At 68.7% G+C, this 19,000-nt stretch carries 19 protein-coding genes; 6 read left to right on the top strand and 13 right to left on the bottom strand.

Annotation, left to right across the window (positions count from 1 at the left end):
- Positions 1-4 precede the first annotated feature (4 nt).
- Positions 5-1,153, top strand: a complete 1,149-nt coding sequence (locus tag IU452_RS22290) for a TDT family transporter (protein ID WP_195111062.1) — start codon at positions 5-7, stop codon at positions 1,151-1,153.
- Between the two features lie 19 nt (positions 1,154-1,172).
- Here the strand turns inward: IU452_RS22290 and IU452_RS22285 are convergent, their stop codons facing one another.
- Positions 1,173-1,673, bottom strand: coding sequence for a pyridoxamine 5'-phosphate oxidase family protein (locus IU452_RS22285; protein WP_195111061.1), 501 nt, complete (start codon positions 1,671-1,673; stop codon positions 1,173-1,175).
- A gap of 107 nt (positions 1,674-1,780) precedes the next feature.
- Here IU452_RS22285 and IU452_RS22280 point away from each other — a divergent pair, with 107 nt between their 5' ends.
- Entirely contained in the window at positions 1,781-2,527 is a 747-nt protein-coding gene (locus tag IU452_RS22280) for a serine protease (RefSeq protein ID WP_195111060.1), read from the top strand.
- 104 nt (positions 2,528-2,631) lie between these two features.
- Complete coding sequence (locus IU452_RS22275; protein WP_195111287.1) at positions 2,632-4,143, top strand: dolichyl-phosphate-mannose--protein mannosyltransferase; 1,512 nt, start codon at positions 2,632-2,634, stop codon at positions 4,141-4,143.
- Position 4,144: 1 nt separating this feature from the next.
- Here the strand turns inward: IU452_RS22275 and IU452_RS22270 are convergent, their stop codons facing one another.
- The gene (locus IU452_RS22270) at positions 4,145-5,491 is read right to left on the bottom strand and encodes an aldehyde dehydrogenase family protein (protein WP_195111059.1); all 1,347 of its coding nucleotides are present in this window, start codon (positions 5,489-5,491) and stop codon (positions 4,145-4,147) included.
- A gap of 52 nt (positions 5,492-5,543) precedes the next feature.
- A complete protein-coding gene (locus IU452_RS22265) occupies positions 5,544-6,557 on the bottom strand; it encodes a DNA topoisomerase IB (protein ID WP_195111058.1) in 1,014 nt (337 codons plus the stop codon).
- A gap of 148 nt (positions 6,558-6,705) precedes the next feature.
- On the opposite strand from IU452_RS22265, the gene IU452_RS22260 reads away from it, so the two are divergent.
- Entirely contained in the window at positions 6,706-7,212 is a 507-nt protein-coding gene (locus IU452_RS22260) for a flavin reductase family protein (protein ID WP_195111057.1), read from the top strand.
- 20 nt (positions 7,213-7,232) lie between these two features.
- On the opposite strand, the gene IU452_RS22255 is transcribed toward IU452_RS22260, so the two are convergent.
- Both IU452_RS22255 and IU452_RS22250 read right to left on the bottom strand, forming a co-directional pair.
- The gene (locus IU452_RS22255) at positions 7,233-8,141 is read right to left on the bottom strand and encodes an NADP-dependent oxidoreductase (RefSeq protein ID WP_195111056.1); all 909 of its coding nucleotides are present in this window, start codon (positions 8,139-8,141) and stop codon (positions 7,233-7,235) included.
- Between the two features lie 19 nt (positions 8,142-8,160).
- Positions 8,161-9,084 carry a pyridoxamine 5'-phosphate oxidase family protein gene (locus IU452_RS22250; protein WP_195111055.1) on the bottom strand — a complete coding sequence of 308 codons (924 nt, stop codon included), beginning with the start codon at positions 9,082-9,084 and terminating at the stop codon, positions 8,161-8,163.
- A 290-nt stretch (positions 9,085-9,374) separates the two neighbouring features.
- On the opposite strand from IU452_RS22250, the gene IU452_RS22245 reads away from it, so the two are divergent.
- Positions 9,375-10,175: a phosphotransferase gene (locus tag IU452_RS22245; RefSeq protein ID WP_195111054.1), complete on the top strand. Its 801-nt coding sequence runs from the start codon at positions 9,375-9,377 to the stop codon at positions 10,173-10,175.
- Between the two features lie 46 nt (positions 10,176-10,221).
- Here IU452_RS22245 and IU452_RS22240 read toward each other — a convergent pair whose 3' ends face one another.
- The gene (locus tag IU452_RS22240) at positions 10,222-10,632 is read right to left on the bottom strand and encodes a VOC family protein (protein ID WP_195111053.1); all 411 of its coding nucleotides are present in this window, start codon (positions 10,630-10,632) and stop codon (positions 10,222-10,224) included.
- Between the two features lie 10 nt (positions 10,633-10,642).
- The gene (locus IU452_RS22235; protein WP_324192753.1) at positions 10,643-11,269 is read right to left on the bottom strand and encodes a rhomboid family intramembrane serine protease; all 627 of its coding nucleotides are present in this window, start codon (positions 11,267-11,269) and stop codon (positions 10,643-10,645) included.
- A 181-nt stretch (positions 11,270-11,450) separates the two neighbouring features.
- Here IU452_RS22235 and IU452_RS22230 point away from each other — a divergent pair, with 181 nt between their 5' ends.
- Positions 11,451-12,875, top strand: a complete 1,425-nt coding sequence (locus tag IU452_RS22230; RefSeq protein WP_195111052.1) for an Hsp70 family protein — start codon at positions 11,451-11,453, stop codon at positions 12,873-12,875.
- Position 12,876: 1 nt separating this feature from the next.
- On the opposite strand, the gene IU452_RS22225 is transcribed toward IU452_RS22230, so the two are convergent.
- The 6 genes from IU452_RS22225 to IU452_RS22200 form a co-directional block, all read right to left on the bottom strand.
- Positions 12,877-13,929 carry a ferrochelatase gene (locus IU452_RS22225; RefSeq protein ID WP_195111051.1) on the bottom strand — a complete coding sequence of 351 codons (1,053 nt, stop codon included), beginning with the start codon at positions 13,927-13,929 and terminating at the stop codon, positions 12,877-12,879.
- Between the two features lie 16 nt (positions 13,930-13,945).
- Positions 13,946-14,785 (bottom strand): NADH-dependent enoyl-ACP reductase InhA, encoded by an 840-nt coding sequence (inhA, locus tag IU452_RS22220; protein ID WP_195111050.1) that lies wholly within the window; start codon positions 14,783-14,785, stop codon positions 13,946-13,948.
- A 64-nt stretch (positions 14,786-14,849) separates the two neighbouring features.
- On the bottom strand, positions 14,850-15,566 hold the full coding sequence (gene fabG1, locus IU452_RS22215) for a 3-oxoacyl-ACP reductase FabG1 (RefSeq protein WP_195111049.1): 717 nt from the start codon (positions 15,564-15,566) through the stop codon (positions 14,850-14,852).
- Positions 15,567-15,722: 156 nt separating this feature from the next.
- Positions 15,723-16,724, bottom strand: coding sequence for a VWA domain-containing protein (locus tag IU452_RS22210; RefSeq protein ID WP_195111048.1), 1,002 nt, complete (start codon positions 16,722-16,724; stop codon positions 15,723-15,725).
- Positions 16,721-17,701, bottom strand: a complete 981-nt coding sequence (locus IU452_RS22205) for a DUF58 domain-containing protein (RefSeq protein ID WP_195111047.1) — start codon at positions 17,699-17,701, stop codon at positions 16,721-16,723. Before IU452_RS22205 ends, IU452_RS22210 begins: the two co-directional genes overlap by 4 nt.
- Positions 17,702-17,727: 26 nt before the next feature.
- Positions 17,728-18,909, bottom strand: a complete 1,182-nt coding sequence (locus IU452_RS22200; RefSeq protein WP_195111046.1) for an AAA family ATPase — start codon at positions 18,907-18,909, stop codon at positions 17,728-17,730.
- Positions 18,910-19,000 lie beyond the last annotated feature (91 nt).

Below are 19,000 nucleotides of genomic sequence, written 5' to 3'. Positions count from 1 at the left end.
AGTCATGACGACGCTGACCCATCGCCCCGCACCTCCGGTTGCACGGCCCGCCCGCCGGTTCCTGGCCGCGCTGGACCGCCCGGGCGACGCGTTCGGCCATATCGGCCCGAACTGGTTCGCGGTGGTCATGGGCACCGGAATCGTGTCGAATGCCGCCGTCACGCTGCCGCTGCAGTTCCCGGGACTGCGGGCGTTCGCGACCCTCGTGTGGGTGGCCGCGGCAGTGCTGCTGGTCGCGCTGATCACGGCCTGGACGATGCACTGGCGCCGCTTCCCGGACAACGCCCGCGCCCACGGCGCGCATCCGGTCATGTCCCAGTTCTATGGAGCACCGCCGATGGCGCTGCTGACCGTCGGACTCGGCGCACTGCTGGTCGGCCGCGACGTGGTCGGGACAACCGCGGCGGTGGCGATCGACTGGGTGCTCTGGTCGGCGGGCACGGTGCTCGGCCTGGCGACCGCGTTCGCCATCCCCTACCGCATGATCACCCGGCATCGATTCGATCCCGATGCCGCCTTCGGCGGCTGGCTGATGCCGGTGGTGCCGCCCATGGTCTCCGCGGCGACCGGTGCGATGCTCGTCCCGCACACTCCGCCCGGGCAGGCTCGATTGACGCTGGTACTGGCCTGTTTCGCGATGTTCGGGGTCAGCCTGATCGCCGCGCTGGTCACCACCACGCTGATCTGGTCGCGGCTGCTGCATTACGGCCCGCCGGCCCGAGGTGCCGTGGCCACGGTGTGGCTCGTGCTGGGCCCACTCGGCCAGTCGGTCACGGCCGCGGGACTGCTCGCGAATACCGGACCGCAGGCGCTGCCGCACCTGTACGCATCCGGGTTGGAGGTCTTTGCCGTGGTCTACGGCGTCGTCGTCTGGGGTTTCGCGATGCTGTGGCTTGCCCTGGCCATCGCTATCACCGCCCGCGAGCGCGCGACCATGCCGTTCAACCTGACCTGGTGGGGCTTCACCTTCCCCTTGGGCACCTGCGTCACCGGCAGCACCGTCCTGTACACCCGCACCGGCGCCACGGTTTTCGCCATCGTCTCGGTCGCCCTGTACGCACTGTTGCTGGCGGCCTGGACGGTGGTGGCCGCCCGCACCGCCGACGGCGTCCTGACCGGCACCTTGCTGCGCCCTCCGGCTCCGGCCCGCTGAGCCCCCTCAACCCCGTCGGTTATTCGGGGCCGTGTTTCCGGACCGAGTATTCACCGCGGTCGGGCTTCCAGATGATCACTTCCAAATAGTCGTCGCCGACCTCGACAGCGGAGGCGCCGGTGATGTCGGCGGCGAAGAACGGGTCGAAGGTGTGGCCGCGCAGGTCGAAACCCGTCTCGTCGTAGAGGGCCTGTGCCCAGCGTTGCTGCAGGTCCTCGTCGCGGACGTCGCGCACGACGCCGAACAGTTTGGCGTCGCCGTCGCTGACCTGGGTGTCGACCGTGGCGGTGTGCAGGCAGAAGCGAGGGTCGCGGCGCAGGTCGTCGAATTTGCGGGTGTCGGGCATGCCGACCAGCCACAGCTCGTCCTCGAACAAGCGTGGCTCGAGCGGGCTGATGCGCGGATAACCGTCCGCGCGAGTGGTTGCCAGCAGGCACAGGTTCTTCGTCGCCGTGTGGCGGCGCAGAAAGATCGCGGAGATGCGCGGAGCGGACTTCGTGAACTCGATCCAGGTGGTCACCCTTCGTAAGGTAAGCCGGGCCGCCGACACAGTCGGCCGATCGGCGTGAAAATGTTCCGATCTGCTTGAATGGGCCGATCGTCGGCTACCGGCACGGAGGTGAATCCATGGCAGTCCCCCGTCGTGGGGCCGCGGTGGCGGCAGCCGTGTCGATCGGTCTCGCCGTTGCCACTCCGGCCCAGGCCGTCATCGGTGGCAGTGCGGCCGAGGCGGCGGCCTACCCCTGGCTGGCAGCGATCGGCACCCCGGCATTTCCGTTCCGTCCGGGTGGTCACTTCTGCGCCGGTGTGCTGGTCGCGCCCGACCGAGTCTTGACGGCAGGTCACTGCGCTGTCCTCGCCCGCCCGGCTCCGGAAACCCTCACCATCACCTTCGGCCGGACCGATGTGGCCGGGGACGGTGGAATCACCGCGCGGGTCGAGGCCATCCACCTGCACCCCGATTTCCGCGTATCGACATTCGACGGCGACCTCGCCTTCCACCACGACATCGCGGTGCTCACCCTGACCGAACCGGTCGCCTTGCCGACGGTGGACATCGGTGCACCGCAGGGTGACTCGGCGACCGTCGTCGGCTGGGGCGCCACCGCCGAGGACGACTGGTCGAACTCCCGCCTGCGCACGGCCACCATCCCACTGCGAAGCGACGACGACTGCGCGACCGCGTACGGTTCCGATTTCGACCCGGCCCAGGCCGTCTGCGCCGGCTCTCCCACGGCGGACACCGCCCAATTCGACAGCGGCGGGCCACTTCTGATCGGTGGGAAGGTCGTCGCCCTCACCTCCTGGGCCAAGGGATCGGCCGAACCGGGCTATCCGGGCGTGTACGCCCGTGTTCCCGCCCTCGACTTCTGATCCGAGCCAGGCCATCGCGCCGATGTCGTGGTTGCCGCCGGTAACGGTTCCGTAGGGTGTGCGGCATGGTTCGTCCCGTCGGGATGGGTGCCGTATCGCGCCCGATGGCCGGGCCCGCGGTACTGCGGCCCGGGCTCGACGCCGGCCCCGCGGACCGGGCGCGCGGGTGGTGGGTGACCGCGGTCCTCACCCTCCTCGCGGCGGTCACCCGATTCGTGAACCTGGACCACCCGACCGAGGCGGGGACACCGGTTTTCGACGAGAAGTACTACGCCGCCCAGGCGTGGGAGATGCTCACCAACGGCATGGGGGTCGAGGACAATCCCGCCTACTCGGTGGTCGTGCACCCGCCCGTCGGGAAGCTGCTCATCGCGATCGGGGAGGGCCTGTTCGGCTGGAACGCCTGGGGCTGGCGGTTCTCCGCAGCGATCGCCGGAACCCTGCTCGTGCTGCTGGTCATTCGCATCGTGCGCAGGATGACCCGCTCGACGATGATCGGTGCGATCGCGGGAATCCTGATGATCGCCGACGGTGTCACATTCGTCCAGTCGCGCATCGGGATGCTCGACATCTTCCAGGCCTTGTTCGTCACCGCGGCGTTCGGCTGCCTGATCGTCGACCGCGACGAGGTTCGGGCCAGGATGGCGCGGGCCTGCTGGGACGATCGAATCACGCCGATCCCGTGGGGTCCTCGGCTCGGCGTGCGCTGGTGGCGGTTCGGCGCGGGCGTGCTGCTCGGGTTGGCCTGCGGCACCAAATGGTCCGGCGGTTATTTTCTGCTCGCCTTCCTGCTGTTGACCCTCGCATTCGACCTGAGCGCCCGCCGCGCCTACGGTGTGACGCGTCCGTGGCTCGGCACCGTGCTGCGCGACGGACCGCCTGCGCTGTTCGCATTCGTATTCGTCGGCTCCGCCGTGTATTTGGCGTCCTACACAGGGTGGTTCGCCAGCGAGACGGGTATCAATCGGTACGCGGTGGGCATTCAGGTCGGCCGAGACGGAATCTTCTCCTTCGTCCCCGATGCGCTGCGGTCGCTGTGGTACAACCACGGCGCGATCCTCGATTTCCATATCCACCTGACCAATTCGGCCGGGCATCACCATCCGTGGGAGTCCAAGCCCTGGACGTGGCCGATGGGTCTGCGGCCGATGCTGTATTACCTGCCCGAGCCCGCACAGACCACCGGCTGCGGCCAGCCGTCCTGCATGCGGGCGGTCATGCTGCTGGGGACCCCGGCGATCTGGTGGTTGGCCTTTCCCGTCCTCGCCTGGGCGCTGTGGCGCACGCTCACCCGCCGCGACTGGCGTTATGCCGCCGTGCTGGTCGGGTACGGCGCGGCCTGGCTGCCGTGGTTCGTGACGCTGGACCGGCAGATGTACTACTTCTACGCCACCGCCATGGCACCGTTTCTGATCATGCTCCTCGCCGCGGCGTCGGGTGAAATCATCGGCAGGGCAACCGAACCGCGCGAGCGCCGCGGGACCGGGCTGCTCCTGGTGTGCCTGTATCTCGGCCTCGTCGTGGCCAACTTCCTGTGGATCTACCCGATCCTCACCGGACTTCCGATCACGGTGTCGACCTGGAATCACCACATGTGGCTGCCCAGCTGGCGATGAGTCAGCGGCGATGCGGCGCGGCCTCCAGATGCACGACCTTCACCGTCGTCATCTCGTCGAGGAGTTCGGGCCCGTAACCGAAGCCGGTCCCCGACAGCCGGCGCGGCTGCGCGGCACCGCCGGGCGCACCGCCGAACACGGCATTGATCTTCACCGTTCCCACCGGCAACGCCCGCCACGCCTGCTGGGCGTGCTCCATGGAGTTGGTGAGAACCGTTGCGGCCAACCCGTATTCGTCATCGCACGCCTCCGCCAGCCCCGTCGGGAAATCGGCGACCACGCGGACGGGTGCGATGGGGCCGAACGTCTCTTCGCGCAGGACCCGCATCGCCGGCGTGCAGTCGGTCAAAACCGTCGCCGGATACCCGCTGCCGGGGTCGTCCGGAATACGCCCGCCGACAAGGGCTTTCGCGCCCTGCGACAGCGCCTCGGACACCTGCGCGTGCACGTCGGCCCGCAGTCGGTCGTCCACCAGTGGCTGCGGATCCGCATTCCACCGTTCGGCCTGCTCGCACAGCGCGGGCACGAATTCGTCGGCGATCGTGCGGTGCACGTAGATTCGCTCCACCGAGGTACAGATCTGCCCCGCATTGGTGAATGCCCCGATCGCCGCCTGCTCGGCCGCCCACACCGGGTCCACGTCCGCATCGACGATCAGCGGATCGTTGCCGCCGTTCTCCAGCAGGACCTTCGCGCCCGTCCGCGCGGCCGCGGCGGCAATACTGCGACCGGTCATGGTGCCGCCGACATGCGCGACGACGTCCACCCCGGGCGTCCCGGCCAGCGCCGCACCGACGCGGCCGTCTCCCGAAATCGTCTGCAGCACATCGGCCGGACACCGCTCGGCGAGCAATCGGCCCAGCAGCCGTCCCGTCTCCGGGCAGCGTTCGCTCGGCTTGTGCACCACGGTATTCCCGGTGGCCAGCGCGGCTCCCAGCAGACCCGCGGCGATGGCGACCGGATCGTTCCACGGCGTGAGCGCGACCACCACGCCCCGCGCCTGCGGAATCATGAAATCCGTTGCGCCCCAATTACCCTGCAGGGCGCGCCCGCGGTGCACCGGGCCCAGCTCGGCATACTGCTCCAGGGTGCCCGCACCCGCCAGCACGCCCTCGCGTCCGGTCGCGGCGGGTCGCCCGGTTTCGCGCTCGAGCGTGACGGCCAACTCGTCGGCATGCTCGCGGACTGCGGCCGCGCCCGCGCTCAGCACCTCTGCGCGGGCTGTCGCGGGCGTGCTCGCCCAGTCCGCCTGTGCGGCCCGGGCGGAACCGATGACGCCGACCGGATCGGCGTCACTGGTCGCGATCGTTTCGGAACGGGTCCTGGCCAAATCGTCGATCTGGGTCATGATCTCCGGATACCCGAGCGCGTGGCGACAAACATCGCCGATTCACCGGCGACTACCGCGACGCGGTGCGCAACAACCGGATGACCGCTCGCTCCACGATCGCCTGACGCTCGTCGTCGGAACCGGCCCGCCGTGCGCGAGGCAACGCCGAGGCGATCGTCTGCCCTTGTTCGAAAGCGGTGACGACGCGCGGGTCGACATAGGAGTTGCGCGCCACATCGGGCGTATTGCCGAGGGCAGCGGCGACCTCCGCCATCACCTGCCGCACCGCGCTCTTGCGACCGCGCTGGGAACTCGGGCGCTCGATCCCCGCGAATTCGGCCGCCGCCAGCACGGTCGCCTGCCAGGTGCGCAGATCCTTCGCAGTGCACTCGCCGCCGACCAATTCCTTGAACCGGGCATTGATGTCATCGGCGTGCAGTTCGCGATAGCCGGAGCCGTTCCGATACGCCAGCAGCCGTCCGTTCGGCGAGCGCGTGCGTTTCAAGCTCCGCACCGCCCGCGCCAGCTGCGGCTCACGCACCCGCACCCGCCGCCGGATGCCACCCTTGGCCGGGTAGTCGAACAGCATCTCGTCGCCGGAGACGCGCACCTGCTCGCGCAGCAGCGTCGCCACGCCGCGGGTGCCGTTCTCCTCGGCGTATTCCTCGCCGCCGATCCGGAAGACACCGCGGTCCAGCAAACCGATCGCGACGGCTTCGATGCGAGCGCGATCCAGCCCCGGAAGCCGCAGATCCGCATCGATCCGTTCCCGGAGCTGCGGCAGCCGCGCGGCCAGCTCGAGCACCCGATCGAACTTCTCCTCGTCGCGTTCCCTGCGCCACTGCTGATGGTAGAGGTATTGGCGGCGACCTGCGGAGTCCACGCCCACCGCTTGAATGTGACCATTCGGATACGGACAGATCCACACCTTGCGCCAAGCAGGGGGTATCGCCAGGCCGTGGATGCGCTGCGACGTCTCGGGATCGGTGACCGGCACACCGTCGGCATCGATATAGGAGAAACCACGCCCGCGCCGGACTCGGCGCAGGCCGGGCCCGTACGGCGTGCTGCGTCGCAACCGCATCGACACACTCCTCTCGTCGCAGGTGCGGTGATACCCGGCGAGGTCGTGTCCATGCGAGTGAAACACCGGCTTCCCAGCGTCGAGGAAACCGTGCATCATGATCGAGTTGCCCGTCGGCAGACTCGGACCGAGATCCGGAGGAGAAGCAATGCCCGGCGATACCGCACCGAGCCACGCGTACTTCGACCAGTTCGTCGCGGCCGCCGACTACCCCGTAGTCGTGGTCACCACCGAGGCCGGCGGTCGCCGCGCGGGCTGTCTGGTCGGTTTCTCGAGTCAGGTGAGCATCGACCCGCCCCGCTACCTGGTCGGATTATCGAAGACCAACAACACCTTCCGGGTCGCCAGCGAGGCGGATTCGCTGGCGGTCCACCTGCTCGACTCCCGGCAGCTGCCCCTGGCCCGCCTGTTCGGTTCCGAAAGCGGTGACGGCGTCGACAAATTCGCCCACTGCGAGTGGCACCCCGGGCCCAACGGTCTGCCCATTCTCGCCGCCACCCCCGCCTGGTTCACCGGAAAGATCAAGCATCGCCACGACTTCGGCGACCACGTCGGCATCGTCCTGGAACCCATCACCGGCAAGCTCCGCGGCAACAACCCCACCGCCCTGCGCTACAGCGCCGTCGCCCACCTCACCCCCGGCCACCCCGCCTGACCCACACGAGCGGGTCTCCGTCAGTCCCGGACCACGACGGCGACCTTGCCCCGACCGTGGCCTCGCTCCACGTCGCGATGGGCTTCGGCGGCCCGATCGAGCGGGTAGGTCGCGCGCACATGCACTCGCAGGCTGCCCCGCTCCCAGAGCCGGACCAGTTCCGCCAGACGTGACGCGGAGCGCTGGGCCCGGATGCTGCGCGCGCCCAGCTGTTCGGCGAGCGCATGGTCGACGAGAGTTCCTATCCGGTCGGCGTTTTCGACGAGTTCGATCGAATCCCGTAGCGCCCGGCCGCCCGCACCGTCGACCACGGCGTCCACGCCCTGCGGTGCGATCTGTCGCACTCGCTCGATCAGGCCCTCCCCGTAGGCCACCGGCATCGCCCCTAATTCCTGGAGATAGGAGTGGTTGGCGGGGCTCGCGGTGCCGAGCACTGTGGCTCCCCACGCCCTGGCGAGCTGCACCGCGACCGTGCCGACACCACCGGCGGCCGCGTGGACCAGCACCGTATCTCCTTGACCGACACCCAATTCGTGCAGCGCGGTGTAGGCGGTCTGCCCGGATGCGGACAGCGATCCCGCGACCTCCCAAGGCATGGTCTGCGGCTTCGGGACCACCGCATCGGTGCCGACCACCACGTACTCCGCCAATCCGGCCATGAACACCCAGCCCAGGACCTCGTCGCCGGGCACGAATTCGGTGACATCGGGCCCGACGGCGTCCACGACACCGGCGAACTCGTTGCCGATCTGCGCCGGAAAGGTCACGGGGAAGCCGGGCCAGCCCTGGCGGACCCCCGTATCGAACGGCTGGACGCCACTGGCGTGGACCCGTACACGCACTTGACCGGGTTCCGGGTTCGGCGTGGCGAGATCGACGATCCGCAGCACCTCCGGCGGCCCGTATTCCTCGAAAACGACGGCCTTCATTCGGGATTCCTTTCGGTTGTCAGGACTGTGCGAAGGCCGTGAGCGCGGCCCAGTCGATCTCCGGTGGCCGCAGGCCGCGCTTGGCGAGATACTGGTGCGTCCGCTGCCGTCCGTCGGCGATCCAGGCCTCGTAGGAGCTCTCGTCGCGGCCCGAGGCCAGCTGACCGGGTATCCGCTCCGGCAGGAATGCCCACGCCGATCCGTCCTGCGTCAGAGTCCCGTCCACCAGCAGCGAGTGCATCTCGCCGGAACGGCCGTTGTGCCTGTGCCACAACAGGTTCGCCGGACCGGGGAGGCCGGAGAAGGGCTGACGCGGCTCGACTCGCAGCCGCCCGGCACCATCCTGCGCGACGGTCACTCGTGCGGAGAACGGGTACCCGCTCGCGTCCCGCGAGCACAGCACCGCCGTGGGATACCGCGCGAGGGCGTCGGCGATCCGCACCGTCATCGCCGCGGTCTCCGGTAGGGGCGGCTCCCACGCACCGCCCGCGTCGACCGCGTCGGCCACATGCACGCGCTCCGGTGTGACGACGATCGGCAGCCGCCAGTAGTACCACTCCATGGCGGTTCGGTACTCCTCGGAACCGAAATCCGGGGAAGCCTCGGGCACCCTGCGAAAAACGTTCTGCCAGAACTCAGGAATGTCCTGCGGCGCCGCAACCGTCTCGGGTGCCTGCGCCGTGCCCTGCACCAGCACCGCTTCGGCACCGGCGAGGTCGGTGCCGGTGAAGTCGGAGTAGAACAGCCCCACCCGGCCGTCGCGCCGAATGTTGTAGACCTTCTGGGGATATGCGAGCGGCGTGGTCATGATGATCCGCTCGGTCTCCGGCAGCCAGACCGCACTCATCGGCTTGGTGCTCAGGCCCCCCTTCTTGGTGACCGTACTGAGCTCCATGACACGCACATTCGCGAGGACTTTCGCCACATCCGGGTCGATTGCCATCGGTCGTCCTCCACAACAGGGATCGGTAGTTCCGCCCAGAAACCTAGAACCTCAACCGAAGTCGAGGTCAACTGCGCTGTGACAGGAAACTCGATCGCGTCGGCGCGGCAGTTCGCGATACCGTGGGCCGAGCCGTCGAGTAGAGGAGGTAGACGTGGCTTTCATGGTCTGCAACGAGGTAGTCGCTACCGCTCCGATGCGTGCGAACACCGGGGACTGACTTCTCACCATTCCCGGCTCTCGTCTCGCGTCGGTGCGATTCCATACCACGTCGAGTACGAGGAGAATCAATGTCTTCCAATTCATCCGTCGAGCCGCTGCCCGCGGCCGACGGCGGGCCCAGCCGGGTCGTGCGTTCCGGCGGGACCGTCAGACGTCCGGCCGGACCGTGGACCACCACCGTGCACGCGCTGCTGCGTCACCTGGAACGGGTCGGGTTCACCGGCGCACCCCGGGTGGTCGGCGACGGCTTCGACGCCGACGGGAACGAGGTCCTGACCTATATCGACGGCACCATCGGCCATCCACACGCGTGGTCGGCCGAGGGCGTCCGGCAGGCCGGTCGGCTGCTGCGCGAATTCCACGACGCCGCAGCCGATTTCACCCCTCCCGCGAATGCGGTCTGGCATCCGTGGTGGATGCATCGCGACGGTCCCGATGCCGTGATCGGGCACTGCGACGCCGGGCCGTGGCACACGGTGGCTCGCGACGGGCATCCCGTGGCATTCATCGACTGGACCCTGGCCGGACCGGTCGACCGCCTCGACGAGGTCGCGACGGCGGCCTGGTGGCACGCCCAGTTGCACGACGACGATGTCGCCGCCCGCAACGAACTGCCCGATGCGCCCACCCGGGCCCGTCACCTGCGGTTGTTCCTCGACGGCTACGAACTACCCGCAGCCGATCGAGAGGGACTGGTCACCCGGATGATCGAGGTCGCGATCCGCGACTGCGCCGCCGAAGCGACGCAAGCCGGGATCACTCCGGATTCGACCGACCCCACACCGCTGTGGTCACTGGCGTGGCGGGCCCGCGCCGCGGCCTGGATGATCCGCCACCGGACCTTGCTGGATCAGGCCATCCACGCATAGCCCGGACGCCGAGGGCCGTCGGCACTCCCGGCGGTCCTCATCGGCGTCAGCGCAGTTCCTGGATGCGGAGCATATTGCCCGCGGGGTCGCGGAAGGCGCAGTCGCGGACCCCGTAGGGCTGGTCGGTCGGCTCCTGGACGACCTCGGCGTCGCGGGCCTGCAGGCGCTCGAAGACGCCGTCGACATCCTTGGTGGCCAAGACGATGCTGGCGTAGGTGCCCTTGGCCATCATCTCGGTGATGGTGCGGCGCTCGTCGTCGGTCAGGCCGGGGCTGGCCTCCGGCGGGTACAGGACGATCGACGTTTCGGGCTGGTCGGCCGGGCCGACCGTGATCCAGTGCATCCCGTTGTATCCGACGTCGTTGCGCACCTCGAAGCCGACTACGTCGCGGTAGAAGGCGATCGCGGCCTTCGGATCGTTGTGCGGGAGGAAGCTCGCGTGAATGCTGATATCCATGGCCATCACGCTAAGCGTGGTCCCCGGTGCCGGGCTTCTCGATTCCTGACCGATCCGGCAGCAACAGCAGGCCCAGCGCCATGCCCAGCAGGACGGGCAGTCCGTGGTTGTCTCGGAGAACAGTGTCGACCACGGCCAGGACGGGGACCGCATAGAGGAGGGGCTTGCCCGGCCTGCGCGGCCCGAAGCGGTCCGGGGCGCGTAGTGCGGTGAGGGTGAGCGCGCCGACGAGACCGGCGACGCACATCGAATTGCCCGCACCGGTGGAGTGCAGCCACAAATAGCTCATCGCCTGGCCGAACAGGCCGCAGCCGAAGTACATCAGCAGCCACCGGGCGCGGCCGAGGACTCGTTCGGCGATCGCTCCGAACACGAGCAGGATCATCAGATTGAAGATCAACCCGGCCGCCCACCCGTCCTGGAAGAACATCGCGGTGAGCAGCCGCCACCACTGCCCGGCATCGATGCGGCTCGGGTCGCGCCGCACGTGGTCGAACAACGCCGGATATGCCAGCTGCGCAACCCCTGTCGCGGTGGTGATCAGGAAGACCGTGGCGGTGAGCGCAGGCCGTGGCGGTTCGAACAACCAGTCGAGCACGGCGGTCAGCCGTGACGGCGTGGGCGAGGCATCGTTCACCGGGGCCAGCGTATCGCCTCATTTCGGGAACCGACCACGGCGCGGATGCCGGACGCCTCGGTTGAAGGTCGAACATGATTCACGCAACACTGCCCTGGCGATACCGTTCCAACTTCAGCTACCGTTCAGCAAACGATCGTATGACCAGTTGATCGGCGTACCTCGATTCGAGGGAGTCCCCATGGTTGTTGTGAACGGTCCACTCGGCGGGCACCGGCCGCGCCGGAGCAGCAGGACGGCGGTCGCCGGCGTGGGTATCAGCGTCGGTGCGATCAATACCGTGTCGGCGTCGATCACCGGCGCCGGTCGGACCTCCGTATCGAGCCGCAAGACCGCCGTGACGATCGACCCGTCCGGAGCCACCGCGGCCGAGGCCGACCATGCCCTCGGTACCGTGATCACCGATTTCGCGGATCTGGCCCGGCAGCCGGAGACGGTGACGGTCGCGGGTCGGGTCTGGTCACCGACGATGATGATCGCCTCGGTCGTGTGCAACCTCCTGGATCCGGTCAGTCCCGCCGCGGATGTCGCCGTCACCTACCCCGCCGGCTACTCCGACAAACAGGTGGAGCTGCTGCGGCAGGCGCTGGAACTGTCGGTCACCCGGTCGGTGCTCCTGGTGCCCGAACCGGTCGCCGCCGTGGAATGGCTTGCGCACGAACACGGTGCGCCGGATCCGGGGCTCGTGCTCGTCTACGATCTCGGCGCGACCTCCCTGGACGTCACGCTGGTGCGCGTCGGCCCGGAGCAGCCGACGATCGTCGGAACACCCCTGCGGTCCTACGATTTCGGCGGCGAGCCACTCGGCGCGTGGATTGCCGAGAAGGTCGCGCTGTCCGACGACGGGCGACCGGCTTCCGAGCTCACCGACTGCGACGAGCTGCGGGCCGCACACGTGCGCTACTCGTTCCGGGTAGTCGACGAATGTCTACGATCGGCATTGACGAGCATCGGCGAGATCGATCGAATTCTGGTGGTGGGCGGCGCTTCTCGAGGGTCGGAAGTCGCCGGTGTCCTGGCCGAACTCGGGCGCCCCGTGGTCACTTCCGCCGATCCGGGGCACTGTATCGCCGTCGGAGCCGCCGCACGGGCGGCCCGGACCCACGACGCGCGCGTGGTCGAGACCGCGCGTCCGGGTCGTCGGCCGCTGGTGCTGGCCGGGGCCGCCGCGCTGTCCGTCGTGGCGGTGTCCGCGGGGACGCTGTTCATGGAGCCGGGTTCCCCGAAGACGCCACCGCCGCAGGCCGTGGTCGCACCGCAGAACGCCCCTCGGCAACCGCGAGCCCAAACCGACGACCATCTGCTGAAGGCCGCCGCGCAGCCGAATCCGCCGCCGGCGGCGGAGGCCCAGCCGCCCGCGCCACAGCCTCAGCAGGCGGATGCGGCGAGTCCCGGCGGTCCCGTCTCCTCCGACATCCCACCCGACACGTCCGGTCCGGCCGACGCGCCGAGCGGGCCGGAGGCCGACGCGCCTTCCGACCCGCAGCCCGACGCGCCATCCCCACGCCGGGAACGCCACCGCACCGAGCACCGGCCGCATCACGGGCCCTCGCATCTGCCGTTCTGGCGTCACCGGCATGAGGGCGCCCACGGCCGACGGCCCTGAATTACCTTCCGCGGCGCGGCGATTCGCAACATCCGACGATGCACGGCGCACCGTCGACGGTGCAGCCGTAACCGGGCACCGAGCCCAGCCGCCGGGGTTCGGCATCGCCGAGATGTTCGGCCACCAGTTCGGCGACCAATTGCGCGAACCGCGGATCCGGCCCGGGCGTGGCGGCTCGTGCGAAGGCCATGCCCAGCTCCGCGGCCTTATCCTTCGCCTCGTTGTCCAGATCCCAGATGACCTCGAGGTGATCGGAGACGAATCCGACCGGGCACACCACCACCGCGTCGACGCCCTGGCCGGACAGCGCCTCCAGGTGGTCGACGATGTCGGGTTCCAGCCACGGCACCTGTGGCGGGCCCGACCGCGACTGCCAGACGACGTCGTAATCGCCGAATCCGCTTGCCGCCGCGCACAATCGGGCCGCATCGGCGACCTGGCGGCTGTAGAGGCGGCCGCCGTCGGCCGGGGGCCCGGCGGCCAGATCCGCCGACACCGGAATGGAATGCGCCGTGAACACCAGCCGCGCGCACTCGCGTCGATCGGCCGGAAGGTGTTCTCGCGCAGCGCGAATCGCATCCGCGAACGCCTCGATCAGCAGTGGATGATCGAAATACTGCCGCAGCTTCACCAGGGTGGGCGCACCCTCCCCCACCGCGGCGCGGGCCCGCGCGATGTCCTCGTCGTACTGGCGACAGCCCGAATACCCGCCCCACGCCGAGGTCGGGAACACCAGCGCCGCACCGATTCCGTCGGCACGCATCCGCTCCACGGTGTCCTCGACCATCGGATGCCAGTTGCGGTTGCCGAAATACACCGGCAGATCGACGCCGTGCGCGGCGAATTCGGCCTCGACCGCCTTGATGATGTCGCGGTTGAGCGCATTGATCGGCGACACTCCCCCGAAATGCAGGTAGTGCTCGGCGACCTCGGCCAACCGCTCCGGCGGCACGCCCCGCCCGCGAGTGACGTTCTCCAGGAACGGCATCACGTCCTCGGGGCGTTCGGGGCCGCCGAAGGACAGCAGCAGCAGCGCGTCGACGGGCCCGGTCACAGCCTCGAACTCCCTCTCAGTTGGTGGGGAAACCGTCTGTGGGCAGCCAGGTGTTGTGGCTCGCGCCGCCGTCCACGTAGATGATCGAACCGGTGGTGCCGGGCAGCCAGTCCGACAGCAGGGTCACGATGGACTTGGCCACCACGGTCGGGTCGTCGACGTCCCAGCCGATCGGCGACGCGCCGTCCCAGTAGGTGTTGAGCATGCTCAGCTGCTTGGCGTCATCGGTGGCGGTGCCCGCGATGGCCTTGGCGGCGAGGGTCTTGATCGGACCGGCGGCGATCAGGTTGGAGCGAATCCGCTTGGCCTCCCCCACCTCTCGCGCGACGTAGCGGTTCACCGACTCCAGCGCGGCCTTGGCCACACCCATCCAGTTGTAGTACGGCATCGCGGTGCGCGGATCGAAGTCCATGCCGACGATGGAGCCGCCCTCGTTCATCACCGGCAGCACCGCGCGCGCCAGCGACGCATAGCTCCACGCGGAGATCTCGAACGCCTTGGCCGCATCCGGGCCCGGGCCGTCGAGGAACGGCTTGGCTTCGGGACCCATCAGGGTGCGCGGGGCGAACGCGATCGAGTGCAGCACACCGTCGACGCCCTCGGGGGCCAGCTCCCGCACCTTGTCCGGCAGCGCCGCCAGATCGTCCTCGCTGGTGACGTCGAGCGCGATGGCGGGCGGGATCTCCTGCGGCAGCCGCTTGGCGATGCGGTCGATCAGTCGCAGCCGCTCCGGGATGCCGGTGATGATCACCTTTCCGCCCTGCTCCTGCGCGACCTTGGCCGCGTGGAACGCGATGGAGGAGTCGGTGATGATGCCGGTGATGAGTACGGTCTTGCCTTCGAGCAATCCGCTCATTGGGTTCGGGGTCTCCTGTCGGGTCGAAGATCTACGTGGATGGGGGACAAAAAGGACGAAAGGGTCAGTGGCCCATGCCCATTCCACCGTCCACGGGGATGACGGCGCCGGAGATGTAGGCGGCCTCGTCGGAGGCGAGGAAGCTGATCGCGGCGGCCACTTCCTCCGGACGGCCGACGCGCTTGGACGGAATGGCCTCCATGGCCGCCTCGACGAACCGGTCCTCCATCGCCTGGGTCATCTCGGTGTCGATGAAGCCGGGCGCCACCACATTCGCGGTGATGTTGCGGGAACCGATCTCGCGGGTGATCGCCCGCGCCATGCCGATCAGGCCCGCCTTCGACGCGGCGTAATTGACCTGCCCCGGGATGCCGACCATGCCGACCACCGACCCCAGGAAGATCATTCGACCCCACTTCGCCCGCTGCATCGCTCGCGTGGCGCGCTGCGCACAGCGGAACGCACCGGTGAGGTTCGCGTCGAGAACGCGCGTGAACTGCTCCTCGGTCATCCGCATCAGCAGCGTGTTGTCGGTGATCCCCGCATTGGCGACCAGCACCTCCACCGGCCCCTGCTTCTCCTCCACCTCGGAGAAGGCGAGATTCACCGATTCTGCATCCGTCACATCGCATTTCACACCGAACAGCCCCTCCGGTGCGCCCGAACCCCGATGCGTGACAGCAACCTTGTGTCCGTCGGCAGCCAGGCGCTGAGCGACCGCGAGGCCGATGCCCCGGTTGCCACCCGTCACCAGTACCGACCGGGATGTGATGTTCGACATGGCCTTCAACCTACCTTCGTCCACTCGCTCCCCGACCACCGGCCCGGACCCTCCGCCCGCACCAGCCCCAGCACACGACAAGGGCCTGGAAGAGTGTCGCATCCACCCCTCCAGGCCCCGTCGAGGACCGTGGATTTCACACGGAATTCGTTCTCGTCACGGAAGTCGCTGGCGGTACACCAGACCGGCGCCCACACCCGCGGTGGCGAGCAGCAAACCCAGCAGCAGCCAGGGGCGGCTGGCGTCGCCCATGGTCATCTCGTAGCCGATCTGGCTTTGCAGGGTGTCGTAGACCGTGCTCAGCTCCTGCAATGTGGAGGCCGTGTAGAACTCACCGCCGGACAGCTTGGCGATCTCTCCCATGGCGTCGTCGTCGACCGGCACCTCTTGACCATGCGTTCCACCGTCGGGCAGCGGGATGTCCACCCTGCCCCAGCGGGTGCCGAAGGAGATCGTGGAAATCGGGATGTTCTTCTGTTTGGCGATCCGGGCCTGCACGAATTCGTGGCGCGGATTGTCGTAATCCTCGAAGTCCGGGACCGTCTGTTTGCCGTCGGACATCAGCACGATGCGGGCGGGCGGTGGTTGCTGGGCCCCGCCGAGCACTGCGCCGAGCGTGTCGATGGCCTGGAGGGCCGAGGCGATTCCTTCGCCGGTGGCCGTGCGTTCGGAGAGTTTCAGGTTGTCGATCGCGGCCTTCATGGCCTCGTGGTTGGTGGTCGGTGACACCAGGACCGAGGCGGTGCCCGCGAAGGCCACCAAACCGATGTTGAGGCCGCCGGGTAGTTCGTCGACGAATTCCTTACCGGCCTTTTTCGCTACCTGGATGCGGGAGGGTGGGACGTCGGTGGCCTCCATCGATAGGGACACGTCGATCACCAGCATCACTGTGGCGCGGTTGCGGGGAACCTTCTTGGCTGCCTGTGGGCCCGCGGCGGCGACGGTCAGCAGCGCCAGGCCGACCAGCAGGAGGGCCACCGGGACGTGGCGCCAGGCGCTGGGCCGCTTCGGGGCGACCTTCTCCAGGGTCTCCATATTGGAGAACAGCAGCATGTGCCGTTGGCGGCGGCGCTGCATCACCACGTACAGCAGCGCGATCAGGGCGACGACGACGAGGAAGCCGAGCCAGATGGCGGCGGAGAAATGCGAAATACTCACTGTCGAGGAACCCGCCCGGTCGGGGCGCCGAAGGTGTGGCGCCGAGTGGACACGAACCGGACGACGTCGGCGATCCAGTCCCGATCGGTGCGCAGCGTCATCACCGGCGCGCCGGCACTGCGCAGCGACTGCTCGACCTGCTCGCGGTGGCGCTGCGCGGCATGCGCGAAATCGGCACGCAGCGTGGGCGTCACGCTGAACTCTCGGGTGTGCCCGGTCTCCGGATCGTGCAGCACCACGTCACCCACATCGGGCAGGTCCAGATCCAGCGGATCGAGCACCTCCACCGCGAGCAGATCGTGACGGCCGGAGATGGCGCGCAGCGAGCGCTGCCAGTCGATATCGCCGAGGAAGTCCGAAATAACTACGGCCAGACCGCGTTTGCGTTGCGGCCGGCGCAGCGACTCGAGGGCGCCGCGCAGATCGCCGCGCACCCCGTCGGCCGCGTGCGGCGTGGTCGCGATCTTGCGCAGCATCGACTGCGCGTGCACGCGCCCGCTGCGGGCCGGAATACGAAACAGCCGTTCACCATTGGCGACGACGGCACCGACGCGATTACCGCCACCGCTGGTGAGGTGGGTGACCGCGGCCGCGGCGGCGACCACCAGATCCCGCTTCTGGCACCGGGCGGTCCCGAAGTCCAGGCTCGCCGACAGGTCCACCACCAACCAGGTCTCGAGCTCCCGGTCGGCGATCATCTGCCGCACGTGCGGATGGGTGGTGCGGGCGGTGACCGACCAATCCATCTGCCGCACATCGTCACCCGGCTGATACAGCCGCGCATCACCCGGTTCCGATCCGGGTCCCGGGATCAGGCCGAGGTGATCGCCGTGCAGCACACCGTCGAGGCGGCGGCGCACGGTCAGCTCCAGGGTCTTCAGCGCGGCCGTCAACCGCGGGTCGGTGAGCTCACCGGAGCGGAACGACGGTGGCGCGGTACTCGCGTGGCCGGGCGGGGGATTTGCTGGAATCGTCACTGGTGCAACCGAATCCGATGCTCCGGTCACTGACGCTGCTGCTGCGGCTGCCCGGCGTTCTGCTGGCCGTTGGGCGCCGGCGGCACCGGTTGCTGCCCGGCGGGCTGCGCGGGCGCGGGCTGGGCGGGCGCGGGCATCGGCGCCGGACCGTTGGGCTGGGCGGGCGCATTCGCCTGCGGGGCGACCTGCGGCAGGCCCACCGTCTGCAGCACCCGCCGGATCACGTCGTCGGGGCTGACCTCGTCGGCGAGCGCGTCGTAGGACAGCACCAGGCGGTGGCGCAGCACATCCGGCACCACCTCGACCACATCCTGCGGCACCACGTAATCGCGGCCGCGAATCAGCGCCACGGCGCGCGCGGCCGCGATGATGCCCAGGCTCGCGCGCGGCGAAGCACCGTAGGCAACCCAGCCCGCCACATCGTTCAAACCGAATTCAGCGGGCTTGCGCGTCGCGGCGATCACCCGCACCACGTAATCGACCAGCGCGTGGTGGACGAAGGTGTTGGCGGCCAACTTCTGCAGCCGGATCAGCTCGGCCGGCTCCAGCACCTGCTTGGGTTCCGGCGGGGTGACACCCATCCGGTAGATGATCTCGCGCTCCTCCTCCACCGAGGGGTAGTCGACGACCACCTTGAACAGGAAGCGGTCACGCTGCGCCTCGGGCAGCGGGTACACGCCCTCGCTCTCGATCGGGTTCTGAGTCGCCATCACCAGGAACGGATCCGGCATCGGGTAGGTCTTGCCACCGATCGAGACGTGCCGCTCGGCCATCACCTCGAGCAGTGCCGACTGCACCTTCGCGGGCGCACGGTTGATCTCGTCGGCGAGCACGAAGTTCGCGACCACCGGGCCCAGTTCGGTATCGAACTCCTCGCGACCCTGCCGATAGATGCGGGTACCGACGAGGTCGGTGGGCACCAGATCGGGAGTGAACTGCACACGCGAGAACGAGCCGCCCACCACCTTGGCGAAGGTCTCCACCGCGAGCGTCTTGGCGATGCCCGGAACACCTTCCAGCAGCACGTGCCCGCGGGCCAGCACGCCCACCAGCAGCCGTTCCACCAGGCGGTCCTGTCCGACGATCACGCGTTTGACTTCGTAGATCGCCTTCTCCAGGGTCTGGACATCGCGCTCGAGGGTGTTGGGCGACGGCGCATCCTGCGCCGAATTCACCGTGCTCACACCATCCGTCGAAGTCACCAACATCCCCGCTTTCGCCTAGTCCGGCCTCGAGAGGCTCGCCCACTGCATCCTGTGATCCGGCACCGGATCGATTCGGTGTCGCTCACCACAACTA

Source organism: Nocardia transvalensis, assembly GCF_015477765.1.
Taxonomy (GTDB): domain Bacteria; phylum Actinomycetota; class Actinomycetes; order Mycobacteriales; family Mycobacteriaceae; genus Nocardia; species Nocardia transvalensis_A.
The sequence above is the reverse complement of the archived record's forward strand: the minus strand, read 5'-3'. Positions and strand labels throughout refer to the sequence as shown.